Annotated in this window: 19 protein-coding genes and 1 other RNA gene; 6 read left to right on the top strand and 14 right to left on the bottom strand. The window is 62.2% G+C overall.

The genetic code is table 11. The features are described from left to right. Positions 1-3: 3 nt before the first annotated feature. The 3 genes from HNQ65_RS04905 to HNQ65_RS04895 all read right to left on the bottom strand — a co-directional run bounded on the left by HNQ65_RS04905 (position 4) and on the right by HNQ65_RS04895 (position 6532). Positions 4-1131, bottom strand: a complete 1128-nt coding sequence (locus tag HNQ65_RS04905) for a hypothetical protein (protein WP_184338349.1) — start codon at positions 1129-1131, stop codon at positions 4-6. Positions 1132-1468: 337 nt separating this feature from the next. Further along, a complete protein-coding gene (locus HNQ65_RS04900; RefSeq protein ID WP_184338348.1) occupies positions 1469-5494 on the bottom strand; it encodes an outer membrane protein assembly factor BamB family protein in 4026 nt (1341 codons plus the stop codon). 288 nt (positions 5495-5782) lie between these two features. Next, positions 5783-6532 carry a hypothetical protein gene (locus HNQ65_RS04895; protein ID WP_184338347.1) on the bottom strand — a complete coding sequence of 250 codons (750 nt, stop codon included), beginning with the start codon at positions 6530-6532 and terminating at the stop codon, positions 5783-5785. A 505-nt stretch (positions 6533-7037) separates the two neighbouring features. On the opposite strand from HNQ65_RS04895, the gene HNQ65_RS04890 reads away from it, so the two are divergent. From HNQ65_RS04890 to HNQ65_RS04880, 3 genes are all read left to right on the top strand, one after another. Next, positions 7038-7757, top strand: a complete 720-nt coding sequence (locus HNQ65_RS04890; protein WP_184338346.1) for a site-2 protease family protein — start codon at positions 7038-7040, stop codon at positions 7755-7757. Between the two features lie 27 nt (positions 7758-7784). Next, positions 7785-8897 carry a prenyltransferase/squalene oxidase repeat-containing protein gene (locus HNQ65_RS04885; RefSeq protein ID WP_184338345.1) on the top strand — a complete coding sequence of 371 codons (1113 nt, stop codon included), beginning with the start codon at positions 7785-7787 and terminating at the stop codon, positions 8895-8897. Positions 8898-9973: 1076 nt separating this feature from the next. Continuing rightward, on the top strand, positions 9974-11479 hold the full coding sequence (locus tag HNQ65_RS04880; protein WP_184338344.1) for a phenylacetate--CoA ligase family protein: 1506 nt from the start codon (positions 9974-9976) through the stop codon (positions 11477-11479). Positions 11480-11893: 414 nt separating this feature from the next. Here the strand turns inward: HNQ65_RS04880 and HNQ65_RS26805 are convergent, their stop codons facing one another. Beyond that, positions 11894-12016, bottom strand: a complete 123-nt coding sequence (locus HNQ65_RS26805; RefSeq protein ID WP_281382063.1) for a hypothetical protein — start codon at positions 12014-12016, stop codon at positions 11894-11896. Between the two features lie 189 nt (positions 12017-12205). Between HNQ65_RS26805 and HNQ65_RS04875 the strand changes: the two genes are divergently transcribed. Continuing rightward, the gene (locus HNQ65_RS04875; RefSeq protein WP_184338343.1) at positions 12206-13060 is read left to right on the top strand and encodes a hypothetical protein; all 855 of its coding nucleotides are present in this window, start codon (positions 12206-12208) and stop codon (positions 13058-13060) included. Between the two features lie 37 nt (positions 13061-13097). Here HNQ65_RS04875 and HNQ65_RS26800 read toward each other — a convergent pair whose 3' ends face one another. The 7 genes from HNQ65_RS26800 to HNQ65_RS04850 form a co-directional block, all read right to left on the bottom strand. Further along, positions 13098-13220 (bottom strand): hypothetical protein, encoded by a 123-nt coding sequence (locus tag HNQ65_RS26800; RefSeq protein WP_281382062.1) that lies wholly within the window; start codon positions 13218-13220, stop codon positions 13098-13100. A gap of 5 nt (positions 13221-13225) precedes the next feature. Next, positions 13226-13348, bottom strand: coding sequence for a hypothetical protein (locus HNQ65_RS26795; protein WP_281382061.1), 123 nt, complete (start codon positions 13346-13348; stop codon positions 13226-13228). A gap of 69 nt (positions 13349-13417) precedes the next feature. Then, positions 13418-13897: a DUF7832 domain-containing protein gene (locus tag HNQ65_RS04870; protein WP_184338342.1), complete on the bottom strand. Its 480-nt coding sequence runs from the start codon at positions 13895-13897 to the stop codon at positions 13418-13420. Between the two features lie 348 nt (positions 13898-14245). Further along, on the bottom strand, positions 14246-15532 hold the full coding sequence (locus HNQ65_RS04865; protein WP_184338341.1) for a class I SAM-dependent methyltransferase: 1287 nt from the start codon (positions 15530-15532) through the stop codon (positions 14246-14248). Positions 15533-15765: 233 nt separating this feature from the next. Further along, on the bottom strand, positions 15766-16710 hold the full coding sequence (locus tag HNQ65_RS04860) for a GDP-L-fucose synthase family protein (RefSeq protein ID WP_221306031.1): 945 nt from the start codon (positions 16708-16710) through the stop codon (positions 15766-15768). A 1885-nt stretch (positions 16711-18595) separates the two neighbouring features. Then, entirely contained in the window at positions 18596-18859 is a 264-nt protein-coding gene (locus HNQ65_RS04855) for a hypothetical protein (protein WP_184338340.1), read from the bottom strand. A 514-nt stretch (positions 18860-19373) separates the two neighbouring features. Beyond that, positions 19374-20690, bottom strand: coding sequence for a DUF1552 domain-containing protein (locus HNQ65_RS04850; protein WP_184338339.1), 1317 nt, complete (start codon positions 20688-20690; stop codon positions 19374-19376). A 333-nt stretch (positions 20691-21023) separates the two neighbouring features. On the opposite strand from HNQ65_RS04850, the gene HNQ65_RS04845 reads away from it, so the two are divergent. Next, positions 21024-21974, top strand: a complete 951-nt coding sequence (locus tag HNQ65_RS04845; RefSeq protein WP_184338338.1) for a S1 family peptidase — start codon at positions 21024-21026, stop codon at positions 21972-21974. A 35-nt stretch (positions 21975-22009) separates the two neighbouring features. Here HNQ65_RS04845 and HNQ65_RS26790 read toward each other — a convergent pair whose 3' ends face one another. From HNQ65_RS26790 to cysS, 3 genes are all read right to left on the bottom strand, one after another. Further along, positions 22010-22144 carry a hypothetical protein gene (locus HNQ65_RS26790; RefSeq protein WP_281382059.1) on the bottom strand — a complete coding sequence of 45 codons (135 nt, stop codon included), beginning with the start codon at positions 22142-22144 and terminating at the stop codon, positions 22010-22012. Positions 22145-22280: 136 nt separating this feature from the next. Continuing rightward, entirely contained in the window at positions 22281-22886 is a 606-nt protein-coding gene (locus HNQ65_RS04840) for a 3-keto-disaccharide hydrolase (RefSeq protein ID WP_184338337.1), read from the bottom strand. 927 nt (positions 22887-23813) lie between these two features. After that, on the bottom strand, positions 23814-25220 hold the full coding sequence (gene cysS / locus HNQ65_RS04835) for a cysteine--tRNA ligase (protein WP_184338336.1): 1407 nt from the start codon (positions 25218-25220) through the stop codon (positions 23814-23816). A 346-nt stretch (positions 25221-25566) separates the two neighbouring features. Between cysS and ssrA the strand changes: the two genes are divergently transcribed. Continuing rightward, positions 25567-25918, top strand: a transfer-messenger RNA (tmRNA) gene (gene ssrA / locus HNQ65_RS04830). The last annotated feature ends 77 nt before the right edge of the window (positions 25919-25995 follow it).

Raw genomic sequence — 25995 nt, 5'->3', positions numbered from 1 at the left:
GGCTCACTTCCGCAGCCACCTCGGGATGAGAAGGATGATGGCCAGGCTGGCGGCGATGCCGAGGATGAGCGCGGCTTTGGGATTGCTGGCAGAAGGCGCGGCGGCGGTGGTGCCGGAAGAGGAATGGTCGGGAATGATGGCGACGACTTCGGGCACTGCAGCTGCTTTGACGGGAACTGCTGGCGCAGGGGCGGGCGTGGGCGCGGTGGCAGGAGCTGCGGTGGCGGCGGGGCTGAGCTTGACGTCGGCGGTGACGGCGGCGGCCATGGCGGGCGCGGGTTGGGCAGTCGGAGCAGTGTCGGCAGATGAGGGAGCGGTGGAGGCTTTGGCGAGCGCTTTTTCCCAGTCGATGTTGAGCAGGATGTCCCAGCCGGGGCTTTCGTTTTTCAGGCGGCAGCCGCAGCGGCCCACGAGGAACATGCAGGCGTCCTCCAGCGAGGCATCGTCGAGGATGGCGAGCGGCCAGGCACCGAGCACGCGGCCACGGCCAAACACCGCGCCGGCAAAGCTGGTGGTGGCGGGATCAAAGGCGGCCTGCGGCCCGGCGATCATGCGCAGCAGCAGGGCCTCGGCGGGGTCGTCGCGCCGCAGGCGGAGGGTGGCGAATTTCAGCCGCAGGGGCGGGCCGGGGCCGAGCTGACTGTCGGGGTCGTTCGGGTCCTGGATGGGCAGGGAGGCGACTTGTTCGAGGAATTTGAGCCGCTTCTCCACGCGCTCGGCTTCGGCGGTGTCCAGCGGCGAGCCGCTGTCGGCGATGACCCAGATGACGGAGTCTCCAGCGAGGAGCTGCTGCACGATCTTCTGGCGCGCAGGAGAGTCGAGCACGGCGGCGAGGCTGGCGGCGTCCAGCTTGCCGGACCAGACCTGCTTTTCGGCATCGCCCCGGGAGTAGCGCAGCACGGTGTCTTTGAGTGCGGGGTCCTTGGCGGTGGAGAAGTCGAGGTTGGCCTTGCCATTGGCACGCAGGGGGCGCAGCAGGTCCTGCACCTCAGGCGTCTGCGAAACCGCAGCAGGCATGACGAGATGGAATTTGTCGGCCTCCCAGCGGTCCAGTGCAAAGCGGAACACCGGGATGGTGCAGGCGCAGGCGGCGCTGGTGCCGAGAGCGATGAGGAGGGAGGCGAGGCGCATGGGGGGGATCGAATGACGAATGAGTAAGCCCGAATGACTAGAGAATGACGAGGGGCGAATGACGAAGGATGGCGTCTATGGTCGAATCGAGACCTTTGGCCCGGCGCGTGGCGCGTGGACGTAGGATGGGTGTGGCGCAAGCCCGCCCGTCCATCAGCGCGCTGCAAATACCACGGCGTACGAACGTCCTGATGGTCGGGCGGTTTGGCGGAGGGGGTTGCATGAGGCTAAGGAATCGGAATGCGCCAAACACACCCAACCTACGTTCCGGAGAGCGCTTCGGCATTCGGCATTATTTCGTCATTCGGATTTACTCATTAGTCATTCCCTTTCCCCCTCACTTCCCAAAGCACTGCAGCCTTCCGTCCATGGTGCTCACAAAGACGCAGCCCTGGGCCACGGTGATGCCGTCCCACACGGGCGGGCTGGTGAGTTCGAGGCCGGTGCTTTGCTCGCCGGTTTCGGTGTTCACGGCCCACATCTTGGCACCGCGTTTGCCGTCCAGGGCTTCGTCCTGCTCCTTGAGCTCCTGCAGGATGGCGGGGTCCTTGGCGGCGAGGCGCTCAAAGGCGTACTCTTCGTCGATCATGTCGGGCGCGCCGCTGACGAGCACGGTCTTGCCGGCCAGCGCCATGCTGCGGGCCACGATGGGTACAAAGCGGTCCCAGGTGTGCTTCACAAAGCTGCCGCTGTTTTTGTCACCCTTGCCGCCACCTGCGGCATCGCCTTTGAACCAGAGCGCGCCGCCCACCTTGCCCTTGCCAGACTCCACGCCTGCGCCCACGCCGTGGACTTCATTGCCGGAGCTGTCGCGGGAGTCGCCGTTGTCAAAGTTGCACACCAGCACGGCATCGGCGGGTTTGGCGTCCGGCTCTTCAAAGCGGCGCTGCACCTCGGCGGCGGTCAGGGCCTTGTGGTAGATGGCCAGCTGGTCCAGCAGGCCGCTGTAGGCTCCGGCGCTCTCCTCGGCCACGCCGCTGCCATTGCCCACGATGAGCGGGTTGGCGGGCTTGGCGGAGATGAGGTTTCCGGCGGTGCCTTCGGCCACCAGCTTGCCATCAATGTAGAGGGTCATCTTCTTGTCTGCCGCCAGCACGCCGGCGATATGGTGCCAGCCTTCGCCAAAGGCCTCGGCGGAGACGATGGTGCTGACCTTGCTGTCGTCGCGGATGTGGAACTGCGGCTTGCGATCATGGAAGTCGAGCCCCACACCGAGGCGCGGGCCGCCGTGATTGATGATCGTGCCGCTGGGCTTGTCTGGCAGCACCCAGGCCTCCACGGTGATGGCGGTTTCCTTGGGGTCGAGCGCAGGCACATCGGGGAACTGCACGCTGCCGGGGATGGGCGCGTTTTTGGCCTTGGCTCCGCCTTTGGCATTGCCCTTGGCTTCGCCGCCTTTGCCCTTGCCCTTCTTGCGGGCTTCGGCCTGGGCCTTGAGAGTTTCGCTGTGGCCCACCTGGGTTTCCTTGGCGGGCTGCACGGCCAGAGGCTTGCCGTCTTTGTCCAGCACCACGCTGTTGCCCTTGCGCTCGGTGGTGGCGCTTTCGGTGTCGTAGGCTTCGTCCGGCGGCTCCTTGGAGGTGGCGTAGAGCGTGTACTCCATGGTGGTGGTCCACTTGTAGTACTGCGCCTCGCGGCCGTAGGAGTACACGTTCTTGTCATCGTGCACCAGGATGCGGCCTGCAGGCGCGTACTTGCCTGCCTGGAAGTAACCGCCGTGGCCACCGGCAAAGCTCTTGCCATAGACCCAGTAGCTGCGGTGGAAATTGGAGTCATCCAGGAAGCCCATCGGCGCAAAGAGGTGCTTGCCCTCGCCTTTGTGCGCGCCGCCCTGCTTGTCAAAATCTCCGCTCACAGGGCCGACCTCCACGCGCAGTCCGGCGGGGTCGATCTTCTGGGTGCGGAGGAAGGTCCACTTGCCATCGCTGCTGAGGATGTCGTTCAGCGCCACGGGCATCTGCAGGGTCTTGTGGCGGTCGTTCAGATCGCCGCCGGTTTCGGGGTCGCGGTCGTCGTAGTTCACCTTCACCTTCATCTCGCCGGTCTTGGCATCGATGCGGTAGAACCACAGGCCGCCATCGAGGAAGCAGGAGTGGCCGGAGACAAAGCTGACGAGGCCGTTTTCCACCAGCACGCTGCCGTGCACGGGCCACACGCTCTCCATCATTTCCCACGCGCCGTGGCTCATCATCACGGGTGCGCCCTGGAATTTCCACACCAGCGCGCCGTCCTTGGCGCGGAGGCAGTACACATTGCCGTCATTGCCACCCACATACACGCGGCCCTGCCAGTAGGTGGGCGGCGAGTCCATGCGACCACCGGCGATGAAATGCCAGGCCTCTTTCCCCGTGGCAGAATTGAAGGCATGCAGCGTGTGCTTGTCCACCTCTGACACAAAGGTTAGCCCCGCAGCCGTGGTGGTGGTGCTGAGCGGCGGTGTGAGCTTGACCTCCCAGGCCATGCCGAGATCCTTCTTCAGATCCTGATTGGAGTAGCCGCTGCGCGCATTGTCTGAGCGGTAGGTCGGCCAGTCCTTGGAGTCGGCGGGCTTTTCTTCGATGGGCTCGGCATACGCGGGGCCTTTGGTCAGGCGGGCGCTGTCGGCGGTGTGCGGTGGCATGGGGTAGCGCGGGGCGGAGGCCATGGCGGCCATGCCGTCCAGCTTGGCCTCGGGGTAGCAGGCGCAGTTGTGCGGACCTGCGTAGGTCAGGCCGTTGCAAGGCAGCACGCCGTAGAGGCAGGCACCGCGCACCCAGTGGTTGAGGTCCCAGTGCTGCTTGTCCATGTCCACATACTCGATGCCGGTGCGGGAGGGGATGATGTACTTCTCCGTGGCCTTGGCCATGTAGCAGCGGTGGTGGAACCAGTAGGTGCCCTGCGGCACGTCGGGGTAGAACTGCTTTTTCACCGCACCCGTGAGCGGATCGCGCCCGGTGTACTCGCCGGTCTGATTTCCCTGCGTGGTGCCGGCATTCCATACCAGACCCTGCGCTACAATGACATCTTCCATGCTGCGGTAGCCGCTCTTCTCATGGGAGGAGCTCCACAGCTCCTTGCCGGTGTCCGCATTGATGCCCTTCATCAATCCATCGCCACCGGCGTAGAGGATCACATCGTCATTGAGCACCACACGGGGGGCGAAGTTGAACTCATAGAGCTTGCGGCGGGCCTCGGGCACATCGGCAAAGAGCACCTTGCCCGTCTTCACATCGCGGCTGGTCAGGCCGTCGCCATTGTAATAGACCATGCGCTTGTCATCCAGCGCCAGGGTGATGGGCCCCACCTTGTCATCCACAGACCAGACGGTCTTGCCGCTCTCGGCGTCCACGGCCATGAGGTGGCGGGTTTTGCCGTCCCAGTTGAATTCCGTCTCCACGCGCTTCTGGTCGCTCTGCTGCTTCACGGCGAATTCCTCATTGAGACGCCAGGGCTCGGGATTCACCAGCGCGTAGAGGGTGCCATTGCGGTAGAGCAGCTCCTCAGCGCCCTTGGTCTGCGGGTAGTCGCGCACCACCTCCCCAGTCGCGCCATCGAGGCAGGTGATGGGATCGCTGATGCCGAGGGTGACGTACACTTTGTCGCCGATGGCTGCCAGTCGGCGTGCCAGCTGGGTGGGGCCGGACTTGAGCGGCCAGAGGTGGGTGCTCCACTGCGGGATGGGCTTTTTCCACAAGACGGTGCCGTTAAAGGCATCTCGCGCGATCAGCGCAAACTTGGCCGGCATGAGGATGGAGATGCGGCTGCCCTCGTCCATGATGTAGAAAATGCGGCCCTGGGAGCTGACCTCCGCGCTGACGGAGGACATGCGGTCGTGGTGGCGGCTCCAGCGTGGATTTCCCACCCACTGCATGCGCGAGGGCGGGCCGGTGAGCATGTCCTTGGAGGTGGGATTGCCCTTCGAGTCATACGCATAGTGCGTCCACTCATCCATGCCCTTGGGCCAGGGCTTCACGATCTTGTCCCAGCCGCCGCCTTTCTTCCGCACCATCGCCACGCCGAGGGGCGTGAGCACGCGGTCGATCTCCGCCTTGGAAACCGCGGCCGCGTCTTCCACCACGAGGAGGTTCACGTAATTCTCGATGTAGGGCAGGTGCTGGCCCGTCCAGGTGTCCACGGCCACGGGGCCGTACTTGCCGGTCTGGTGGATCGACTCACGGATGGCGGGCAGCGCCGCTGCATCCTGCGTGAGGCCCTGCACCTGGTAGCGCTCGCTGGCACGCAGAGCCAGGGTGGTCTTGCCATCGCCACAGCCCACATGCACGACGATCCCGCCCTTCACCCCGGACTGGGAGATCAGATCGGCGGCATCATCCGCACGCAGCGCGGCGGTGGAGAGAAGGAGGCAGGTGAGGAATCGTTTCATGCAGTTGAGGAACAGCGCGTAACGATGCCAGCGGGGCGGATGTTTCCGGGGTTTTTTCAGGACAGGAGCGCGGAATTTATTCCGCAGCTCTCCGCTGCCCGCAGAGCTCTTATTCCACCCCGGCGCTCTCCACACCGAGGATCACCGTGCTTGTGCGCCACGCAGGCCACGCAGCACTGGCGCCTGACCGTCTTCAGCACGCTATGTCCGCGCCCCCTTCCATGATGTTTATGATGCCATCGCTCTCAGGTGGCCTCCGTGCCGGGCTTTGCGGGGGGCGGACTTCGGCTAAGCGCCTTTGGCCGCGAGTGCTTCGAGCTTGCAGAATGTCGCCTCATAAGCTCGCAATTGCCCGGCAGTCGGCTTCTCAGCATCTGAGATCGCCTCCTCATCTGATTCTGGGCCACTCTGAGCACTTTTACGGGCATCCAGAACAGCTTTGTAAAAAGCATCAATGCGGTCAGGAGCTTTCGTAGCCAGAATTTTCAGCAATCGATCTCCAAAAACGAAAAGCATGGTGTTGGTCTGTTGCCAGCTACCCTCCGAGGTTTGCGCAGGATTGCCTGCGTAAAACCGAATCATCGATTCCATCTCCTGGTCACCAACAACGTCAGCAGCAAAGGTCATCCTGGCTGTGAAGATACCATCAATGAGATAGTTCAGCGTGCTCTGAGCTGATGCATTACTGATTCCTGGCAGGATACGCGGGCTTTCATCTGTGTTGTTTGAGTGCAGCAGATTGACAAGAGAGAGCAAACTGAATGTACCTCCAGCATCCTGGCGTTGCATGATCGCATCCAGTGATTGCAGTGATGCATCAATGACGGTTTTTCGTTCACCGCTGGTTGTTGCTTGAGCTGCTCGAAGTCCATCACCGATGATGCGAAGTTCATTGGCATAGCCTTCGATTGTCGCAGTCATTATTTTGTGCATCGCAACCCGATCTCCGAGCCAGCGCGTGGACATTCTTATTGGCAGGTCACTAGCAAAAAGGGGTAAAGCCGCGAGCAGTTGGAAAAGGTGAAGCAGCGGTTTCATGAGTCCACAAGGAGTCGGGGTTGGAAGTAGTGGCGCACAAGATACAAAGCTTAGGCACAATGCGTCTTGCACATGCATAGATTGCCAGTCATCTGAGCGACATCAAGTGCTGCAAATCATTGCGTGAGAGCGTGGAACTCGAAGCTGAGGGCGGATGTTTCCGGGGTTTTTAGGGGGCTGGGAACTGCGCAGGCAAACAGCACCCCGGGAGCGCGGAATTTATTCCGCAGCTCTCCGCTGCCCGCAGAGCTCTTATTCCACACTGGCGCTCTCCACACCGAGGACCACCGTGCTTGTGCGCCACGCAGACCACGCATCACCGGGCTCGTGTTTGCGACCTGCTGCGGACTAAAGTCCGCGCTCCTGGGCGGCGTGGCACGCGCATGCGGCGGTGCCGTTTTCGATGCACTGCATCACCTCCCCACCTCCCTTAAGTCATATTCCAGAAAGTATCATTGACACCGCGCCCTTCGTCCCCGCATGATGCGGCCTCTTCTACCCCCGCATGCTTCGCTTTCATCTCCTCGGCTTTCCGGTGCAGATTCATTGGATCTTCTGGTTCAACACCGCGCTGATGGGCGGGGCGCTGGAGGCCAACACCCCGGCGGAGCTGCGCAGGCTGCTGGCCTGGGTGGCGGCGGTGCTGGTGTCCATCCTCATCCATGAGCTGGGGCATGCGCTGACCATGCGGAATTTTGGCGACCGCCGCGTGGAGATCATCCTCTTTGCCTTTGGCGGCATGGCCATGGGCAGCCGCATGCGCTCGCGCAATCAGTCCCTCATGATCACCGCCGGCGGGCCGGTGCTGCAGATCCTGGCCGGGCTGGTCGTGGGCTGGAGCCTGACGCTGTGGCGGCCGCCCACGCTGTGGCTGCACCAGTTTATGGATGCCTTTACCGTGGTGAGCCTCTTCTGGGCGCTGCTGAATCTGGTGCCCGTGCTGCCGCTGGATGGCGGGCGGCTGTGCCAGACGGCGCTGGGCCCCGCCCGGCACAAGGAGACGCTGACGATCAGCCTGGTGTGCGCCGTGGTGCTGGCGGGGCTGTCCTTTGAGCGGGAGCTGTGGCTGGGCCTGCAAAACGGCGTGCTCAATCTGCTGGACATCCACGCGGTGAACCGCATCGGCGGCGGCCTCTTCACCCTCATCCTCTTTGGCATGATGGCGATGAACAATTGGCGCCAACTGCGCGAAGAGCCGCAAATTCCGTGGATGAATGGACGTTGAGGGTGCATGGACTGTTTTCGTCCGCCCATGCGCTTTCCCCGATCCCTTTTTATCCTTCCCCTGCTGGCCGCAGCCACCTGCGCCCGCGCCGAGACCGCCAAGCCGGAGCTGATCTCCCCGCAGGTGAAGGCCGCCGTGGACAAGGCCGTGGGCTGGCTCATGAAGCAGCAGAAGTCCGCCGGACTGATCGTGGATGAAAAATCTGATGCCAAGCCCAAGCGCGGCGACCTGCCCTCCCACAGCGCGGCGATGACGAGCCTGGCGCTGATGGGGCTGGCCTCCGTGGGCCACATGCCGGACGATCCCACACCCGAGGGCCAGGCCTGCGGCCGCGCCCTGCGCTATGTGGTGGAAGGCGTGGAGCCTGACGAAAACGGCTACCTGGGCCGCAGCGACCGCTCGCGCATGTACGGCCACGGCATCATGTCTCTCATGATGGCCGAGATGATCGGCCACGCGCCGGACGAGGCCACGGACAAGCGCCTGCAGCAGCTGCTGAAAGGGGCCGTGCAGCTCATCATCCGCTCCCAGCAGGTGCCCAAGAGCGAGGCCAACCGCGGCGGCTGGCGCTATGAGCCCAGCTCAAGTGACAGCGACATCTCCGTGAGCGTGTGGCAGGTGATGGCCCTGCGCGCCGCGAAGAACGCCGGATTTGACGTGCCGAAGGGCGCGATCGACAACGCGGTGGCCTACATCAAGCGCAGCTACCGCGTGGAGCGCGACTCCAATGGCAATCCCAAGGCCGACAACGCGGCCTTCAGCTACGAGCCCTACGGCGGCCGCCAGACCTTCTCCACCACGGCTGCGGGCCTGCTCTCCCTGCAGGTGTGCGGCCAGTATGAGGCCCCCGAGGTGCACGGCTCGGCCAACTGGCTGGTGAAATCCCCGCCCGAGATCAATGAGCCCTGGTTCTTCTACGGCTGCTACTACTACGCGCAGGGCATGTACCAGCGCGGCGGAGACTTTGCCGCCGCCGCCCGCCAGAAGACCGAGCAGACCCTCATCTCCGCCCAAGGCCAGGACGGCAGCTGGTACCCACGCAATGGCAACGAGAAGAGCGCCGGCGCTGTGTATGCCACCTCACTGGCCCTGCTGAGCCTGAGCGTGCATCACCACTTTCTGCCGATTTATCAGAAGTAAGGGCGGGGGGGAAGTTAGACCACGCAAAGTTAAAAACAGGTCTGCTGGGTGAGGCCGCCATCACACGCTGCCAGCCCGCATTCTGGCGGAGAGGGATCGTCCCGATCCCTCACGCTCTCACAACGCCCAGCGTTCTCGCGTGTCCACAAAGCCGGGCCTCCCGCATCATCCAGCGCCTGCGCACATCCACGTCAACACGCTGCCCCGAAGGGGTGAGCGCAGCGAGCCGAACGAAGTGAGACAGACGACTGAAAGGAGCCCGCAGGGTGAGCGCAGCGAATCAATCAATGCGGTTGCGCAGATGCGAGGCGCAGGCCTGCATCGGAGCCACCGCTTTCGAGCGTCTCGTGGCACACGTGGGCTGACCAGCCAGCGAGTGCCCCATGCCCTGCGAGAGCCTCTGCCTCTCATGGCTCCAAGATATTCGCCAGCCGTCCGGCCCACGAAAAGCGGTAGCTGCGTTCGTGCCTCACTCCGCGACCGCACTCCATATCCTGCTGCGAAAGCACGAGGGCGATTTGGAACCGTAGCGAAGCGGAGATCGACAGCCGCAGGCTGCCCCGAAGGGGTGAGCGCAGCGAGCCGAACGAAGTGAGACAGACGACTGAAAGGAGCCCGCAGGGTGAGCGCAGCGAATCAATCAATGCGGTTGCGCAGATGCGAGGCGCAAGCCTGCATCGGAGCCACCGCTTTCGAGTGTCTCGTGGCACACGTGGGCTGACCAGCCAGCGAGTGCCCAATGCCCCGCGAGAGCCTCTGCCTCTCATGGCTCCAAGGTATTCGCCAGCCATCCCGCCCACGAAAAGCGGTAGCTGCGTTCGTGCCTCACTCCGCGACCGCATTGACTCGCTGCGCTCGCCCTTCGGGCAGCCTGCGGCTGTCTATCTCCACGTCGTTCCGGTTCCATATCCTGCTGCGAAAGCGCGAGGGCGATTTGGAACCGGTAACAGCGCAACGAGTTTGCCACCAGACTGTTACAATTAATTTCGAGACATTCAGGCACCGTTTATGCTATTTCTCAGAGGTTGTCTTAAATCCTAAATCCAACATCCAAGCCCCACTTTCCATGACAGCCCATGGCGACAAATGCCACAACTAGCGCTCCTTTCGCCAGCTTCTTCCAGCTGATCCAGCGCACGCTGTGGGCCCTGCGCCAGTTCGCGCCCTCGCGGCAGGCGCCGGAGGCGATTCAGCGGACGCAGCAGGAGCGCCTGCGCGCGCTGCTGGCCCAGGCACGTGCGGGCTCCGCCTTTTACCGGGAGAAATTCCGCCACCTGCCGGAGGACTGCACGGACCTGCAGGCCTTTCCCATCACCACCAAGGCGGAAATGATGGCGCATTTTGATGCGGTGGTGACGGACCCGGCCGTGACACGCGCGGGGGTGGAGGGCTTCATGTCAGACGCCGCGAATGCGGGCCGCCTCTTTCTGGGCAAGTACGCAGTGGCGCACACCTCGGGCAGCCAGGGGCAGCCGGCGCTGATCGTGCAAAATCAGCAGGTGCTGGACCTGCTGTATGCCTTTCAACTGACACGCGGCCAAGCGGCCGGCGCAGGAAGCGCGGTGGGGCGCCTGGTGCAGACGGTGCGCCGCCTGCTGCGGCCCACACGGGTGGCGGTGCTGAGCAGCGCGCAGGGGTTCTTTCCCTCCGCATGCGTGTGGCAGCACCTGCCGCGCTACCTGCACTGGTGCATGCGCTTTCTCTTTGTGCCTGCCAATGACCCGCGCCTGCTGGACAAGCTGAATGAGTTCAGCCCCAGCGTGCTGACGGCCATGCCCTCCACCCTGGAGCTGCTGGCGCTGAATGATGAGGAACTGCACCTGCCCCGCCTGGAGCGGCTCATCACCTGCAGCGAGCCCCTGACCGCCAAGACGCGCGAGCGCCTGCGCCATGCCTTTGGCGTGCCGGTGCTGGACAACTACGCCTGCGGCGAGTGCCTGTTTCTGAGCAATGGCTGCCCCACCGCGCCCGGCGCGCATCTCAACAGCGACTGGGCCATCCTGGAGGTGGTGGACGCACACAACCAGCCCGTGCCGCCCGGCCAGCCAGGCCACAAGGTGCTGCTGACAAATCTGGCCAACACCGTGCAGCCTTTCATCCGCTACGAGCTGGGAGACGGGGTGACGATGGCCACGGAGCCCTGCGGCTGCGGCAGCCGTCTGCCACGCCTGCAGACGATCCGGGGCCGCACGGAGGATGTCTTCTGGCTGCACATAGCCCAAGGCTACCGCGCGCTGCTGGAGTATCCGTTTCAGCATGCCTTTGACCCGCTGCGCGAGGTGCGGGAATGGCAGGCTGTGCAGGTGGAGCGCAATCACCTCATCATCCGTCTGGAGTCGATCCCGGGCACCGTGGTGGATGTGGAAGCCGCACGCCGCCGCCTGGAGGAGCGCCTGCGCACGACCGGTTGGCCGCTGGCGGAGCTGCACCTGACCTTGGAAGCCGTGCCGAACCTGACCCCGGACGAGCCCACGACGAAATTTCGCCACATGGTGTCCCACACCGGCCCGCCCGCTGATCTGGACACTGAACACATGGACCTCCAGGCCGAGAGCACCGGCAGCCCATGTGCAGGTGAGTGAGGGGGGCGAGGCGCTGCGCTGAGGGCTTGGATGGGTGCAAACAAGCGCCCTGTGTGGGGACCAAGATGATCCCCCTCCGTCGCTGGGACGAAGCTGCCGTGGGCGAAGCCTCCGGCGGAGAGGGATCGTCCCGATCCCTCACGTGCACGCAACGTCCCACGCACCCGCGTTACCGCAAAGCCCCCGCCTTCCAGCGCTTCACTCGCCCACGGGCTCACGCCGCGCCACCTACCTCATGCCGTTTTTAAAAAACCTGTATCCTCATCGCCCTCAAAGGCCAGTGAGGCCATCTCGCGGTAATGCGGGCAGGCTTGCAGCAGCGCCTCATGCCGCCCATGCGCCAGATCAGATCGCCGCGTCGCTGCGGGATGATCTCATCCACAAACCAGCGCACAATCCCCGGAAACACATAGATCAGCCCCGTGCCCCCACTGCCAGCGCCAGCTGCAGCAGCGCGATCCGCCAGTGCCCCCGCGCAAACCCCAGCAGCCGCCGCAGGGCGCTGCTGTTGGTCATGGGAGCGGGCTTGTCTTCCATGCAAAGGCTAGACGAGCGAGCGTGGCGCGGGATTCAAGCGGATGTGGAATCCAAGCACATGTTGGTGTTCGTCGCGCAAACCTGTTTGGAAGAGGAATAGTCGAGCCGCCATGCAAAAAGCTGGCAGTTCAACCGCCAATATGACATCCTCAGTTTCTGATGAATTCATGCGCATTTCGCAGCGTTCCCTTGCTGACGATCATCATTTGTTGGGTTGGGGTTGTTGCGCAAGGTGTGGTGGCTGAAGAGCACACACCTGCCGCGCTCACCCTGTCCGAGTTTTACAAGGTGACGGCCAGCGAGGTTCAGGACGCATGGAAGGCACTGGGCAATAACTTCATCGCTCCGGTGGATCGATGGCCGATGTGTGACGTCACCGTTCGAGACGGCAAGCTTGCCGTTCGGGTTCGCAGGCTCGCCTATCCAGAAACCCAGGAGTGGCGTCCGCAGAAGGTCAGCTTCGATACGGACATGACACGCATCAACAAAATGTTCAAAGAACCCACTCACATGATGCCCGTGGGAAAAGACTGGCTCTGCGCCTATGCCTACGGCGAGTTTGGCAATCGCTGCTGGCTCTTCTCCAATGCAGGAGAAAGGAAAACTTTGCTGACAAAGAACCAAATTGTCACACTGGCGACCGTAAAAGGCCGGTATTTCGCGACGACATATGATTCAGAAAAGTATGCTTTTGATTTTTTAGAGCTTGTTCCAGGCGGGACTCCTCAGCTCAAGCCGCTGAATGCGTTTCAAATCAACGGAAGCGGCTTGTTAAAAATTCTGCCCAATCCAGACAAAGAAACTCTGTTTCTGATCGATCAAGCTCAGCTGTTTCGCTGGAATGTGACTACCAATGCAAGCAGTGTCATTCGCGTATCGGATGAATGCTTCGCATATTTGGCCCCTGACGCTCACTCTGCTTGCGAAGCCGAGGGGTGTTTTTGGATTGGTGGTCCAGGTTTCGTTTGTGGGATCGATCCCACAGCCGCCGGTCTCGCACTCCGGCTCTTCGTTCCCAAGGATTGGCTGAGTGGCGCCAAATGATTCGCTCTCAGCACAAACCTTGGCTTGGAAAAGCAGCTCAGCCCACCAGATGCACCTGCGGCATCGGTACCACAAACTTGCCGCCCATGCGCCGGATCAGATCGCCGCGTCGCTGCGGGATGATCTCATCCACAAACCAGCGCACAATCCCCGGAAACACATAGATCAGCCCCGTGTCCCCACTGCCAGCGCCAGCTTCAGCAGCGCGATCCGCCAATGCCCCTGCGCAAACCCCAGCAGCCGCCGCAGGGCGCTGGTGTTGGTCATGGGAGCGGGCTTGTCTTCCATGCAAAGGCTAGACGAGCGAGCGTGGCGCGGGATTCAAGCGGATGTGGAAGGGATGCGCTGCAGCCGCATTCATTTCCAGAACTGCCACCACTTGCGCTTTTTGGACACACTGGCCACGTTTCCGGTCTTCCACGCGGCATAGCGACTGTCCATCACCTGCCTGAGACGCCCATAGGTATCCTCGTTGAAGGGGATGTGATACTCCGAAGGCAGGTCTCCTTTGAGGGTGGCAAGTAGATCGTCGATGTAACGTCCGGTTTCGTACTCAAAGTAAGCCGAGGCAAAGGCATTGCCCTCATCCGTGAGCATGTCATCGATGAGGCAGAGGTCCAGCTTCTCAAAGTAGTCCAGGGCACTGAGCTGGCCGTCGCGCACTGCGGCATAGTCTTCAGGCCATTCGGTTCGCAGCCACTCGCTGACGAAGTCGTTTTCAATGCACCAGCGAAAGAAAAAGACGATGTGATGCGAGGCATGCTCCTCGGGCAGCCCATGCTGGTCCACGGTCTCAAAGTGCCACTTTGCTTTGTCGTATACCTTGGGCTGGTTCATTGCAGAATGGGTGAAAGGGTGAGGGGGCGGGGCCGGGCTCAAGAGTGCCGTAAAGGTGGCGCAAGCACGAGCGCGAATTTGGAGTGCGGTTGCGCAGATGCGAGGCGCAAGCCTGCATCGGAGCCACCGCTTTCGAGCGTCTCGTGGCCTGCGTGGGCTCCCCGGCCTGCGAGTGTCACATGCCCGGCGAGAGCCTCTGCCTTCGAAAACTCCCAGGCACTCGCATCTCTACTCGGCCCACGAAAAGCGGTAGCTGCGGTCGTTCCTCCCTCCGCGACCACACTCCAAATAAAAAAGCTCCGGTCCTTGCGGCACCGGAGCTGTTTTGAAAAGACCTATCTGCGCGCATCACGCACCCACCAGATGCACCTGCGGCATCGGTACCACGAACTTGCCGCCGCGCGCCAGGAAGTCGCTTTCGCGCTTCAGGAACTCGGGCATGAAGTGCCACGGCAGCACGAGGTAGTAGTCCGGCTTGGCAGCGCGGGATTCCTCCTCGGAGATGATCTTGATGTGCGTGCCGATGGTGTAGCTGCCCCACTTGATGGGATTGCGGTCGGCGATGAAGGGCACCAGGTCGGGCGTCACATTGCAGTATTGCAGCGTGGTGCTGCCCTTGGTCGATGCACCATAGCCGTGCACCACCTTGCCTTCGGCCTTGGCCTTTTGCAGGAAGGCGGTCAGATCGGTGCGGATGCGCTCGATGTTGTCGCGGAAGACGGCGTAGGGCGCGTCGGAGTCCAGCGCCATCTCAAACTCGCGGATGCGCAGCTCCTGCACGCGGGCGGCGGCCTCGCGGGAGGGCTTGACCTGGCCGGCGTTGGCCACCACCAGGCGGAAGCTGCCGCCGTTCACATCATTGAGATGAACGTCGATCACTTCGAGCCCATGATCGCCAAACAGGCGCTCCAGCACGGCCAGCGAGTAATATTCCAGATGCTCGTGGCAGATGGTGTCAAAGCTGTTGATGTCCAGCATGGCGGGCAGGTAGCTCTGCTCCAGGATCCAGATGCCGTCCGTGGCCAGCACATCGGCGATGTCCTGCACAAAGGCGTGCGGGTTCTCCAGATCGTAGAACATGGAGATGCTGGTGACCACGCGGGCCTTTTCCGTGGGGTGCTCGCTGCGGAAGGCGCGGGCGGTGAAAAAGTCATTCACCACGGTGAAGCCCTTGGCGCGCGCCTTGAGGGCCACGTCTGAGGGGTCGATGCCGATGTGGCGCAGGCCCTGCGTGCGGTAGCTGGAGAGCAGGGTGCCGTCGTTGCACCCGATGTCGAGCACGATGTCCTTGGGCTTCAGCGTCACGGTTTCCTCCACCAGCTTGGTGATGCCGGTGAGGTTGTCGATCATGGACTGATTGATGCCGGACTCGTAATAGTAGCGGTGGTAGAGCACCTTGGGCGGCACGGAGTGGCGCATCTGCACCAGGCCGCAGGCGTTTTCGTCCTGGGAGGGGTCGCAGCGCACGAGGTCCAGCGGCACCTTGCGCTTCACCAGCGCACTGCCGTCTGCACTCGCCAAAACTCCGCCGATGAACTGATCTCCCAGGCTGACGACAGGGGTGAGGCTGCGGGAGCCGCAGATTCGGCAGGTATTGCGGGTAATGAGGACAGGACGGAAAGCTTGGATGGCCATGGGTGGTCCTCCAATTGGCATTGCTGCGCTGGAGTGTCCAGCCTGACTTTGCAGCTCGGATGAAAGTTAGACCTGTTCTCGAATAGCCTGTCACCTTGCCCGGGCGGCGGAGCGGCCCAATGGGCTGCGTGGGTCGCTTGCCTGTTATTTTCAAATAGCAGGCGGCGCTCCCGCCTTGCCACTGGGGCCGCTGCGCTCGCCGGTTCAATCGGACATTCTGTTCGAGAGCAGGTCTAGACCCGGGCGGTGGCGCGGTTTTCCAAAAACCACTGGTAGGTGCGGGCCACGCCTTCGCGGAAGTCGGTGCGGGCCTTCCAGCCCAGCTTTTCCATGCGGCTCACGTCCAGCAGGCGGCGGGGGTTGCCATCCGGCTGGGTGGTGTCCCAGCGGATCTCCCCCTCGTAGCCGACGATGCCACGGATGATCTCCGCCGCCTCGCGGATGCTGACATCCCAGCCGCAGCCCACATTGATGATGTCGGGGCTGCTGTAGTTTTCCAGCAGGAAGCCGCAGGCGGAGGCCAGATCGTCCACAAAGAGGAATTCCCGCTTCGGATTGCCGCTGCCCCACAGCGTCACGCTGGGGGCGCTCTGCAGGCGCGCCTCGTGAAAGCGGCGGATCAGGGAGGGCAGCACGTGGGAGTGCTCGGGGTCAAAATTGTCGTAGGGCCCGTACAGATTGGCCGGCATGGCGCAGATGAAGTCGCGGCCGTGCTGGTGGCGGTAGCCCTGGCAGAGCTTGATCCCCGCGATCTTGGCCACGCCGTAGGGCGCATTGGTCTCCTCCATGGGGCCGGTCATGAGGCTGTCTTCCCGGATGGGGATTTCAGCGGCCTTCGGGTAAATGCAGGTGCTGCCCAGAAAGAGCACCTTTTTCGTCTCAAAGCGGTGCGCGGCGGAGAGGACGCAGTTTTGGATCTGCAGGTTGTCCAGCAGGAAGTCCACCGGGTGGGTGTAGCTGGCCTTGATGCCGCCCACCTTGGCGGCGGAGAGGATCACGGCGTCCGGCTTCTCGGCGGCAAAGAAGGCGTCCGTGGCATGCGGATCGCGCAGGTCCAGCTCCTCGCGGGTGCGGGTGATGATCTGCCACTGGGGCTTGTCCTCATAATAACGCAGCAGCGCGCGCCCGACGAGACCCCGATGACCTGTGATGAAAAGTTTGCCGCCTGTGATAGCCATGCCTTCTGCCTTAGCGGAGGCGGCTGCGGTGTCCAGCAAAGGTTGGCAGGAAGATGCAGGCCGGGGCAGGGGAGGGCATCTCAGGCGGGGCTGCCCGTCCCCAAGCCGGGGGCGACGCCGCTCTCCAGCCGGCGGGCTCTCTCATACCCTGATGCGATGAAAATGGGTCTGAAGGCTGAGGCGCGTGCCGACGGAGGGTGATCATCTTGATCCCCCTACCTGCAGCGGCTTCGCGGAGACGCGCGGGCGCTGGGAGGGGCGGGAGGCTCGGTTTTGTGGAAAGGCGAGAATGCGGGGTATTGCGAGAGCGTGAGGGATCGGGACGATCCCCCTCCGCCAGACAGCGGGCCGGAGATAGCCCCCCTTCCCAAGCACCCAGGTGCGCGGCGCATGCCGGGAGCAGGGTTGGGCTGCTTGTCCCCAAGCAGCCGCCTCCCGCAGGCCCCCCAGCCCACTGCCGCCCGGCGCGGAGTGGTGCGCTCTCTCCGAGAGCGCCATCGCACGTCCTGTGTTCTCCTTAGCTTGGGGTAAAATGAAACGATATTATGGTAACGTTTTGGGGTCGTCCCTGACAAGCCTCCGCTCATTCCTGATCCGCACACCCGACACCCTCACTGCTGCCCTTTCCTTGGGTGCCGAGCCGCTCCGGCCTGCGATTGCTGGGCAAGGACGAGGCGAGAATTGAGGAAAGTGTATCGTTAAAAACGTTACTCTTGAGGCGTTCCAAAGGGGAAGTATTCACAGCTTGTTAGTCTGTGAACAGTCTGCAGCTTTCCTGGGATTTGCTGCCATCAGTAACTTTTATGTAACGCTGTGATGCCTGAGGGTTCTTATTCACAAGATTGGTAATGAATCGTTTAAGCATCAATGATAACGTTTTTCAAACCTTTCTATCATTACAATGGGGCCGCTCTCGTTTCAGTCCGCAAGGTGAGTAACTTGTCCATTCCGACCGGTGCCCGTCACAGGCCCGAGATGATGCCTGCGATCAGTCCCCAGCGTGGCTGCCGCGTGGGTGGAAACGATGAAGTGGCTGGCTGGGCGTTATCCGAAATACAGCCCCCACGCTGTCTCATCCAGGATCCGAAGGGATGGGTTGCAGGTGCCGAAGGCTGTGGGAGAGGTGGGAACCATATCTTGCTTTGGGGGCGCTGAGAGTGGGTGGGTTTTGCCGGTGGATGGCTTGGGAGGTGCTGGTTATAGAAACGGGTAAAACGTTACAATTCGAGATGCAGCAATGGCTAGCGGCTGCCAGTCGGGTCCTGGCTTGGGCATGGTTGGGCTGCTGCGGCGTTTGATCAGACGGGGCAGGAATGCCCCGGATACTGGATGACCGGCTGCGTCCGCTAGCGGTGAATTCCGTGGGAATGCGGCCTTTAATGAAACGAAATAAGCGTTTCATTATGGGTGTGCTGAGTCACGGCTCCGCTTGCCGCCTCCAACAAGATCAGCTCAGGGGGCGTGATGAGAACTTGGGATGATGCTGGAGCTTGAGTGGCAGATCTCAGGGCTCGACACGCCCCGGTGGTTTCAACGGCGTGCCTCCATCCTGCCCCTTTCAACGGCTCAGAGTGTATTGGCTCCTGAGTCACCGATGTGCGTATTGATCCTCAATGAGGTGCGGAATTGTGAAACGGGCGAAAAGTTACCAAATGGTGCAGGGCACTACGTTTGGACTGCGCAAAGGGGAGTTTCACTCCCTGAGTTGGGGTAATTAAAAACTAACGATTAAAGCGTTTCTTGAATCATGGGGCAGCCGCTTTTTTGGCATGATGCCATAGCAGTCCGCCTGTCGAGTGACTTGAAGGTGAAACGATGCAATCGTTCCACATTGGTGCATATGAGCGGCACGCTCTTGCTCCTGGCAAGAGCCTGAGACTAGACCTTAGTTGAGCAGCAGAGCGCAGCCCCGGGTATCTGGGACGATGAGTCTTTGCAACTCTGTCAGCGTTACGCAGCCACTGCAGTAGTCCCAGGCCAGGCCGCTGGAGGCCAGCAGGTGGGGGGCGATTTGGGCTTCCTTGAGCTTGGCCGTGCGGTCCACATCAAAGCATCCGGCGCGCGTGTAGGCGGCGGCATCGCCAGGGGAAAAGCCTGCTTCCAGCCATTGCCGGGCGGCGATTTGAGTGCCGCCGATTGCTGATGCCATTTCGCAAATATCGTGGATGCTGTGTCTCATTCCGCAAGTATGCATTCATTTGAATGCTGTTCAAGTAAACAGTTGTTTGTTTTGGAGAGGTTAAGGATTCCTCGCCAAGGCGGGAGGAGGGGCAGGGCGATTCGAGTCTTGGCGGGGCTGGGGAGCAGACATGCTTCTGGGTTACACGAGCATGCGCCAGCAAAGTGGTCCGCACAGTCCTCTGTGCGGCACGCGCTGCCCAGTACGTGCTTCTCTGCCCACACCCTCCGCGCAGGCCCTTCACCACAACATCAGACAATCAGCATTGGGTTTCTACGAAGCTCGCTCATGTCTAGCAGTTCAGGGGGCTCACTAACCGCACAGAGGATTGCCTTCGGCTGGCTTCGCGTTGTGCGGACCACTTTGGGGGCGCGCGCCTAGGCGCTGGGCGTGTATGGGCCGGGTGGGGAGGAAGAGCGGCGGGTGGGAGGTGTGTGCCAGGCATGGGGTCAGGAGACCCCGGCGCCTTGTGGCCGCGGGGGCCCTAGCTCAGGGCCAGCGCGCCGCCCTCGCACAGCTCCTTTTTGCCAAAGGTCTGCAGGTCGTGGCCCATGCCCTGAGCCACGGCCATCCAGAGGCGGTTGTGGGCGGCTTTGTCAAACTTGAGGCTGCGGCCCATCTTGAATCCGCATCCGCCACCGATCATGATGTAGGGGATGTTGTCCAGGGTGTGGGTGTTGCCCTTGCCGAGTTCGTTGGTCCAGACGAGCAGGGTGTTGTCCAGCATGCTGCCGCCGCCGGTGGCTTCGGGGGTCTCGCTGAGGCGCTTGGCCAGGTAGGCGAATTCTCCGGCGAACCAAGTGTTGATTTTGAGCAGCTTTTCGTAGCTGTCCTTCTTGTCGTCGGGGTCGTGGGAGAGGGAGTGGTGGCCCTCCTCCACGCCGAGCCAGCGCATCTGCGCCATGCCCACGCTGCGCATGTACTGCAGAGTGCCGATGCGCGCCATGTCGTTGGCCAGGGAGTTGACGAGGAGATCGATCTGGATGCGGCTGATCTGCGGGGTGTTGTCGTTCACCAGCTCGATGCTGGGGTCCACCTGCGGCACGGGGTGGGCCAGCTTGCCCTGCTTGTCGGCTTCGGCAAGGTCCTGCTCCATGCTGCGGACGAGGGTCATGTGCTGGTCCAGCAGGGCTTTGTCGCGCGCACTGAGCTTGGAGGAGATGCGTTTCAGGTCGTCGCGCACGTCATCCAGGATGCTGACGAGGCTGTCCTTGTCCTTCATCTTGCCGTACACCTTTTTGAGAATCTGGTGCGGGTCGTCGATGGGGGCCACGGGCTGGTTGCCGCCGGCGTAGCACATGCGGGTCCAGGGATCGGCGCGCTCCGGCACGGCCACGCCGAATTCCAGCGAGCCAAAGCGGGTTTTGGTTTCCTTGCGGCTTTGCAGGAAGTTTTTCAGCTCCTGGTCGATGGAGATGCTGCTGGCCCAGCCGGCGGGATTGCCGCCGCCGCCCATGATGTTGCCCTTGAGCAGTTCGTCGCAGGTTAGGAGGCAGCTCATGCCGCGCATGTGGCTGTCGCCATCGCCCTTCACCTTGTTGGCGATGCCGTGGAGGATGAGCATCTTGTCCTTGAATGCCTCCAGCGGCTTGAGGATGGACTTGAAGCTGAAGTCCGCCCCTTCCTGGTCCGGCCAGAACTCATTCGGCAGCGTGCCGTTCGGCGAAAACATGATGATGAGCCTCTGCTTCCGCTGCGGCGTGGGCGCACCCGTCAGACTGGGCAGCCCGGCAAGAAACGGCAGCGCCCCGGCGGAGATGCCGAGGTCGCGGAGAAATTCGCGGCGGTAGAGGTTTTTCATGGGGGGATGGGGGTATGAAAGCTACGCCACGCAGCGGCGCATCTTGCGCACACCTCATGGCCGTACGGGGGTGAAACTCAAGCATAATACGGGGCTGCGTCAGCCACAGCCTCCCAGAAGGAGAAAAGCGGGCGCTTGGCGTGAGTGGAGCATGCTTCCGTGCGGATTTGTCTCGCTATTCAAAGACGCTGCCGGTAATACGCGTGGCTGTGTCTTTGAAGTGGATGACGTGCAGAGAAATTGAGCAATGAAAACGATCATCAAAATCACTTCGGCTCTGCAGAATCGTCAGGACATCCTGTTTCTTCTCAACCGAGGGCGGCGGATCGGCCTATGAGGTTCTCTTTTTTTCAGGCCTTGGGCATTCTGAGCGTGGGAGCCCTGCTCGAATCGTGCGTCCCTTTTCGCGGTGGCCGCATGGCAGAGCCCGAGGCGCTGCCGCTGAGCCAACGGGATATGCAGCGCGCCACGGCCATTTTGAATGCACGGCGGCCTGCCGGCCTCAGGGAATGGACACATCGGAAGATCGGAGACGCCAGGGCGCTGGACTATGCGGCCCTCCGGTGGGCGGTCTTGTTTCAGTCCCGCAGCGCCATGGACGTGACCCTCGTCAAAAGCGCGGAGACAGACAGGTCAAAAACCTTTGAGATTGTCGCGGAGACGAAAGGCGCGCTGGGCAAAGGCATGGCGGTGCCGGTGACATCGGATGGCTATTTCCTGACCGCGAGTCATTGCGCGCACAGGCCCAGGCTTGCCCTTGTCGCCCTGGCTTCGGACGGCGAGCTCCATTGCCTGACGCCGGACATTGTCTGGCGCGGTCGCGTCGAAAAGGGCGAGCCCGATCTCACCCTGATCCACGCTCCCGTGACGCCGTACCAGACTTACAAGCTCGCTGGATTTGACGAACTGAAAAACGGCTCGCAGATCTTTACCTGCGGGAATGCGAGCGAGAAACGCCCTGTGATCGCCTACAGTGGCGGCTCAGTGACCCGCCTGGGCCCCGTGATGGCAAATCCTCCCGGTGCCCGCTGGCGGCCGCTGGAGCACACTGCGGAGCTGACACCCGGAGACAGCGGCGGCCCGTTGATCGAAAAGCACGGTCTGGTGCTCGGGATCAACACGCGGGCCAGCTTCGAGCTCGGGCGTGACAAGATGCGGCATTATCGCGGCATTTCCGTGGCTCCCGACTCCGCGTGGATTCAATCGCTCATTGAGAAGCACCGGGCGCGGCACCGGGCGTTTTTCTTTCTGGCTGGAAAACGTGAGAGTTCTGGGGCCCGCTGATCTGGGTGTGTCCTGCCTCCGCCTGCTGCCTGCGCCTATTCATCCGCCACGGCGGAGATGCCGAGGTCGCCGGGAAATTCGCGGCGGTAGAGGTTTTTCGCTGGGGGATGGGGGGCGGGCTGCCAGAGAGGCTCAATATTGATACCACCGCCGAGGAGCCTATCTAGCACGGAGGCGGGGGCATTTATGATTTATGATTTATGATTTACGATTGATGATTTCAGAGCCGGAGTGCATGGCGGTCTCAGCCAAATAATTAATCAAAAATCGTAAATCTGCCCGCATCCCCCTCGCTCACTTCTCCTCTCACGGCACTTCCTTGATCTGGATATGCCGGTACTCCATCACGCCGCGGTCTCCCTCCAGGCCGATGGGGCCGGTGGCGGGGAGCTTGAGAGCGTCTTCTAGGACTTCGCCGTTGCAGGTGCAGTGGGCCACGCCGTCTTTCACAGTGACTTCGATCTGGTTCCACTCCTGGGGCTTGTAGGCTTTCAGTTCTTTATAGGGGCCGGCCACCAGGTAGTCGCGGCACTGGAGCTGGGGCTTGCGGATGAAGATGCCGCTGTCGGCGTTCACGCTGGCGCGGAATTCGAGCTTAAGGATGAAGTTCTTGGGGAACTCGGCCACGGTGTAGAGCTGGCCGGTGAGCTTGTCCATCTCGGTGGGGAAGGTCACGGCGATGACGCCGTCCTTGACGATGTACTTGCCCGCATCGGCGGCCTCGGTCTTGCCATCGTGCTTGGCGGTGATGGCGCCGGGGTTCGGATCGTCCTTCTTGGTTTTCTCGCGGAAGCACCAGCCGGTGAGGTCCTTGCCATTGAAGAGGGAGGTGAAGCCCGCCTCAGGCTGCCAGTCCTCGGCATGCAGTGGGAGAGTGGCGAGGGCGAGGCAGAGGGCGGCGATGCGTTTCATGGTCGGAGTGGTGGGTGGAATGAGAGAGCAGATAAACGCAGCTTTTTCTGCGGACCTGCGGAAAAAAGCAAAACAAAACGAGATGGGGGGCACCTCAGAATATGGAGTGCGGTCGCGCAGTGAGGCACGAACGGAGCTACCGCTTTCCGTGGGCCGGACGGTGGGCGAAGGCCGCGAGGCATGCGAAGGAAGGCTCCGCATAGTGGTCCGCACAGTCCTCTGTGCGGCACGCAAGCACCCTGATGAACAAGCCACAACATGCAGCGCAGAATCCAGCGCTCATTTCTTGTCATGCAGGAAGCATGCAAAAAAGCAGGCGGCACAGGCTTGCTATTTCACGTAGAAAAACGCGCGAATGCCAAGGGGCTGTGAGAACGCTGGGTATATCGAGCCGCACAGAGGATTGCCTTCGGCTGGCTTCGCGTTGTGCGGATCACTAGGCTGGCGCCCACGCGGGAGAGCTGGGAGGGATTGGTTTTCGCAGGGAGCCGCGACTGTTGGTGAGTGAGCGGGCTATGGGTGCGCGGGGGCTGGGGGGAGCGTGCGCGGGCTGCGAGACGTTCGACGGCGCTTGGAGGACCAAGCGCCCTACCTTGTGCTGGGTGCGTGGGGGCTGCTGACCTCACGCACGCCACGAGACGCTCGAAAGCGGTAGCTTCGTTCGTGCCTCACTGCGCGACCGCAGTCCAAATTTGCGCTCGGGCTTTCCCAGCCTCACTTCGGCACCACGGTAAAACCTTCCTTGCTCGACCGCAGTCCAAATTTGCGTTCGTGCTTTCGCAGCCTCACTTCGGCACCACGGTGAAGCCTTCCTTGCTCGACCGCAGTCCAAATTTGCGCTCGTGCTTTCGCAGCCTCACTTTGGCACCACGGTGAAGCCTTCCTTGCGCGACCGCAGTCCAAATTTGCGCTCGTGCTTTCGCAGCCTCACTTCGGCACGACGGTAAAACCTTCCTTGCTGTCCTTGATGAGCCAGCCGGCGGCTTCGAGTTCTTTGCGCAGCGTGTCGGCGGCGGCCCAGTCTTTGGCCTGCTTGGCGTCCCAGCGCTGCTGGGCTTTGGCCTGGATCTCGGCGGGCACGTCGGCCACGGCGTCGTCGGCCACGGGGGGCAGCACGATGCCGAGGGCGCCGAGCATGAAGTGCAGTCCGCTGCGTGCGGCGGCGGCTTCGTCGGCGGAGAGCGCGGCGGGCTTGAGCTTGTTCAGCACGCCAAAGATGCCGCCCATGGCGCCGGGGACGTTGAGGTCATTGAGCAGCACCTCCCAGGCTTCGGCAAAGGGGCCGGCAGAGTTTGCAGCGGAGAGGGCAGGGGAGACGGCGGCGAGTGCCTTGTCCGCCTTGGCCAGCTTTTGCAGGGCCTGACGTGCGGAGTCCAGGCTGTGCATGGTGAAATTCAGCGGGGCGCGGTAGTGGCCGGAGATGAGCACGTAGCGCACCTCGGCGGCGGTGTAGCCGCGCGCGGCCAGATCGGCCAGCGTGTAGAGATTGCCGATGCTCTTGCTCATCTTGCCGCCGTCCACCATCAGGTGGGCCACGTGCATCCAGTGATGCGCGAATTTCCCGTGCGTGCTGCAGCAGCTCTGGGCGATCTCGTTTTCATGATGCGGGAAAATGAGGTCCACGCCGCCGCTGTGCAGGTCGAAGTCCTCGCCGAGGTATTCGAGAATCATGGCGCTGCACTCCAGGTGCCAGCCGGGGCGGCCTTCGCCCCAGGGGCTGGGCCAGTAGTTGGCGCCGTCTTCGGGCTTGCGGGCTTTCCAGAGGGCAAAGTCGGTGAGCGAGTCCTTGGTATATTCGTCGCTGTCGGTGGCGCTGGCGGCCTCGCTGGCACCGAGGCGCAGCTCGCGGTCTTCCAGGTGGCTGAGGCGGCCGTAGTCTTTGAAGGAGGCCACGCGGAAGTACACGCTGCCATCCGCAGCGGCGTAGGCGTGGCCGCCGGAGATGAGCTTTTCGATCATGGCCACCTGATGCGGGATGTGCGCCACGGCGCTGGGCTCCACGTGCGGGGGCAGCAGATTCAGCGCGGCGCAGTCGGCGTGGAATTTCTGCGTCCAGCCCTGGGTGAAGTCGGTGAGGCTCTGCCCCGCCTTCTGTGAGTCGCGGATGGTTTTGTCGTCCACGTCGGTGATGTTGCGCACATGGAGGGTGGGCGTGCCGGAGGCCTCCACCACGCGGCGCATCACGTCCTGCGCCACGAAGGTGCGGAAGTTGCCGATGTGCGCCGGGCCGTACACCGTGGGTCCGCAGCAGTAAAAGCGCAGGGTCTTGCCGTCGAGTGGCGTGACAGCGCGGTCGGTGCGGGAGAGGGTGTCGTGGAGTTTCAGAGCGGACATGAGGGGCGGTGAAGGTGAATGACGAATGCGGAAGGTCAAGGCGTCAAGAGGAGGTCAGGAGGTCAAACAAGGGGCAGGCGGTCAAGAAGCGGCATCGAAGCGCCATCGTCCTCGTCCTCCTACTCGAACTCGTCCTCGGTACTGCCACTTTATCCAGGTCAACGGCGCTCAGGCGTCCCCTAAGCCTCACAAAGGCCTCTTCCCACGACCACCCATCGCCATTCATAGTCCTCATCCGCTGGCGGAAGTTCAATGATCGAGGACGAGTAGGAGGACGAGGACGAACCAGACACCGAACCACCTTGACCCTGGGCGGCGATGGGGTATCCTGAGTCCTCTCCAAAACGGGGGCGTACTGGTTTCGACGGGTCGTCTTAGTTCGGAGCTGCATGCCGAGGATGATTCGTTGGCCTCGTTAAACACCGGATCAAAAACATAAATGCAAACTCTAACGAGCTAGCACTCGCAGCTTAAGCACTGCGACATCCTTCAGGCAATGTCTGGTAGCCTGAACGATGCCACTACCAGGCTGGTTTGGCGGCCGGGCGACCGGGTCACAAACGAGACCAAACAGGACGCTGGGTGAAGAGTAGGCTGTCTCAAGCCGCCTCCCACCGAGACCAAAGATGAGACTGAGCATGGAGACGCTACGGGCAACGGTGATTCGGACAGGGGTTCAACTCCCCTCGCCTCCACTTTTTCTATTTATATCACTAATCATCAGTCTAAAGCACTGATAGATCGCGGGGGGAATCAGATGCTTGGCTGGAGCTAG

The sequence above is a fragment of the Prosthecobacter vanneervenii genome (genome assembly GCF_014203095.1).
In the GTDB taxonomy this organism is placed as follows: domain Bacteria; phylum Verrucomicrobiota; class Verrucomicrobiia; order Verrucomicrobiales; family Verrucomicrobiaceae; genus Prosthecobacter; species Prosthecobacter vanneervenii.
The sequence above is the reverse complement of the archived record's forward strand: the minus strand, read 5'-3'. Positions and strand labels throughout refer to the sequence as shown.

Bases quoted from the DNA above. Each gene is read 5' to 3' on its own strand.
- HNQ65_RS04905 (WP_184338349.1), bottom strand. From the start codon at position 1,131: ATGCGCCTCGCCTCCCTCCTCATCGCTCTCGGCACCAGCGCCGCCTGC.
- HNQ65_RS04900 (WP_184338348.1), bottom strand. From the start codon at position 5,494: ATGAAACGATTCCTCACCTGCCTCCTTCTCTCCACCGCCGCGCTGCGT.
- HNQ65_RS04895 (WP_184338347.1), bottom strand. From the start codon at position 6,532: ATGAAACCGCTGCTTCACCTTTTCCAACTGCTCGCGGCTTTACCCCTT.
- HNQ65_RS04890 (WP_184338346.1), top strand. From the start codon at position 7,038: ATGCTTCGCTTTCATCTCCTCGGCTTTCCGGTGCAGATTCATTGGATC.
- HNQ65_RS04885 (WP_184338345.1), top strand. From the start codon at position 7,785: ATGCGCTTTCCCCGATCCCTTTTTATCCTTCCCCTGCTGGCCGCAGCC.
- HNQ65_RS04880 (WP_184338344.1), top strand. From the start codon at position 9,974: ATGGCGACAAATGCCACAACTAGCGCTCCTTTCGCCAGCTTCTTCCAG.
- HNQ65_RS26805 (WP_281382063.1), bottom strand. From the start codon at position 12,016: ATGGAAGACAAGCCCGCTCCCATGACCAACAGCAGCGCCCTGCGGCGG.
- HNQ65_RS26795 (WP_281382061.1), bottom strand. From the start codon at position 13,348: ATGGAAGACAAGCCCGCTCCCATGACCAACACCAGCGCCCTGCGGCGG.
- HNQ65_RS04870 (WP_184338342.1), bottom strand. From the start codon at position 13,897: ATGAACCAGCCCAAGGTATACGACAAAGCAAAGTGGCACTTTGAGACC.
- HNQ65_RS04865 (WP_184338341.1), bottom strand. From the start codon at position 15,532: ATGGCCATCCAAGCTTTCCGTCCTGTCCTCATTACCCGCAATACCTGC.
- HNQ65_RS04860 (WP_221306031.1), bottom strand. From the start codon at position 16,710: ATGGCTATCACAGGCGGCAAACTTTTCATCACAGGTCATCGGGGTCTC.
- HNQ65_RS04855 (WP_184338340.1), bottom strand. From the start codon at position 18,859: ATGGCATCAGCAATCGGCGGCACTCAAATCGCCGCCCGGCAATGGCTG.
- HNQ65_RS04850 (WP_184338339.1), bottom strand. From the start codon at position 20,690: ATGAAAAACCTCTACCGCCGCGAATTTCTCCGCGACCTCGGCATCTCC.
- HNQ65_RS04845 (WP_184338338.1), top strand. From the start codon at position 21,024: ATGAGGTTCTCTTTTTTTCAGGCCTTGGGCATTCTGAGCGTGGGAGCC.
- HNQ65_RS04840 (WP_184338337.1), bottom strand. From the start codon at position 22,886: ATGAAACGCATCGCCGCCCTCTGCCTCGCCCTCGCCACTCTCCCACTG.
- cysS (WP_184338336.1), bottom strand. From the start codon at position 25,220: ATGTCCGCTCTGAAACTCCACGACACCCTCTCCCGCACCGACCGCGCT.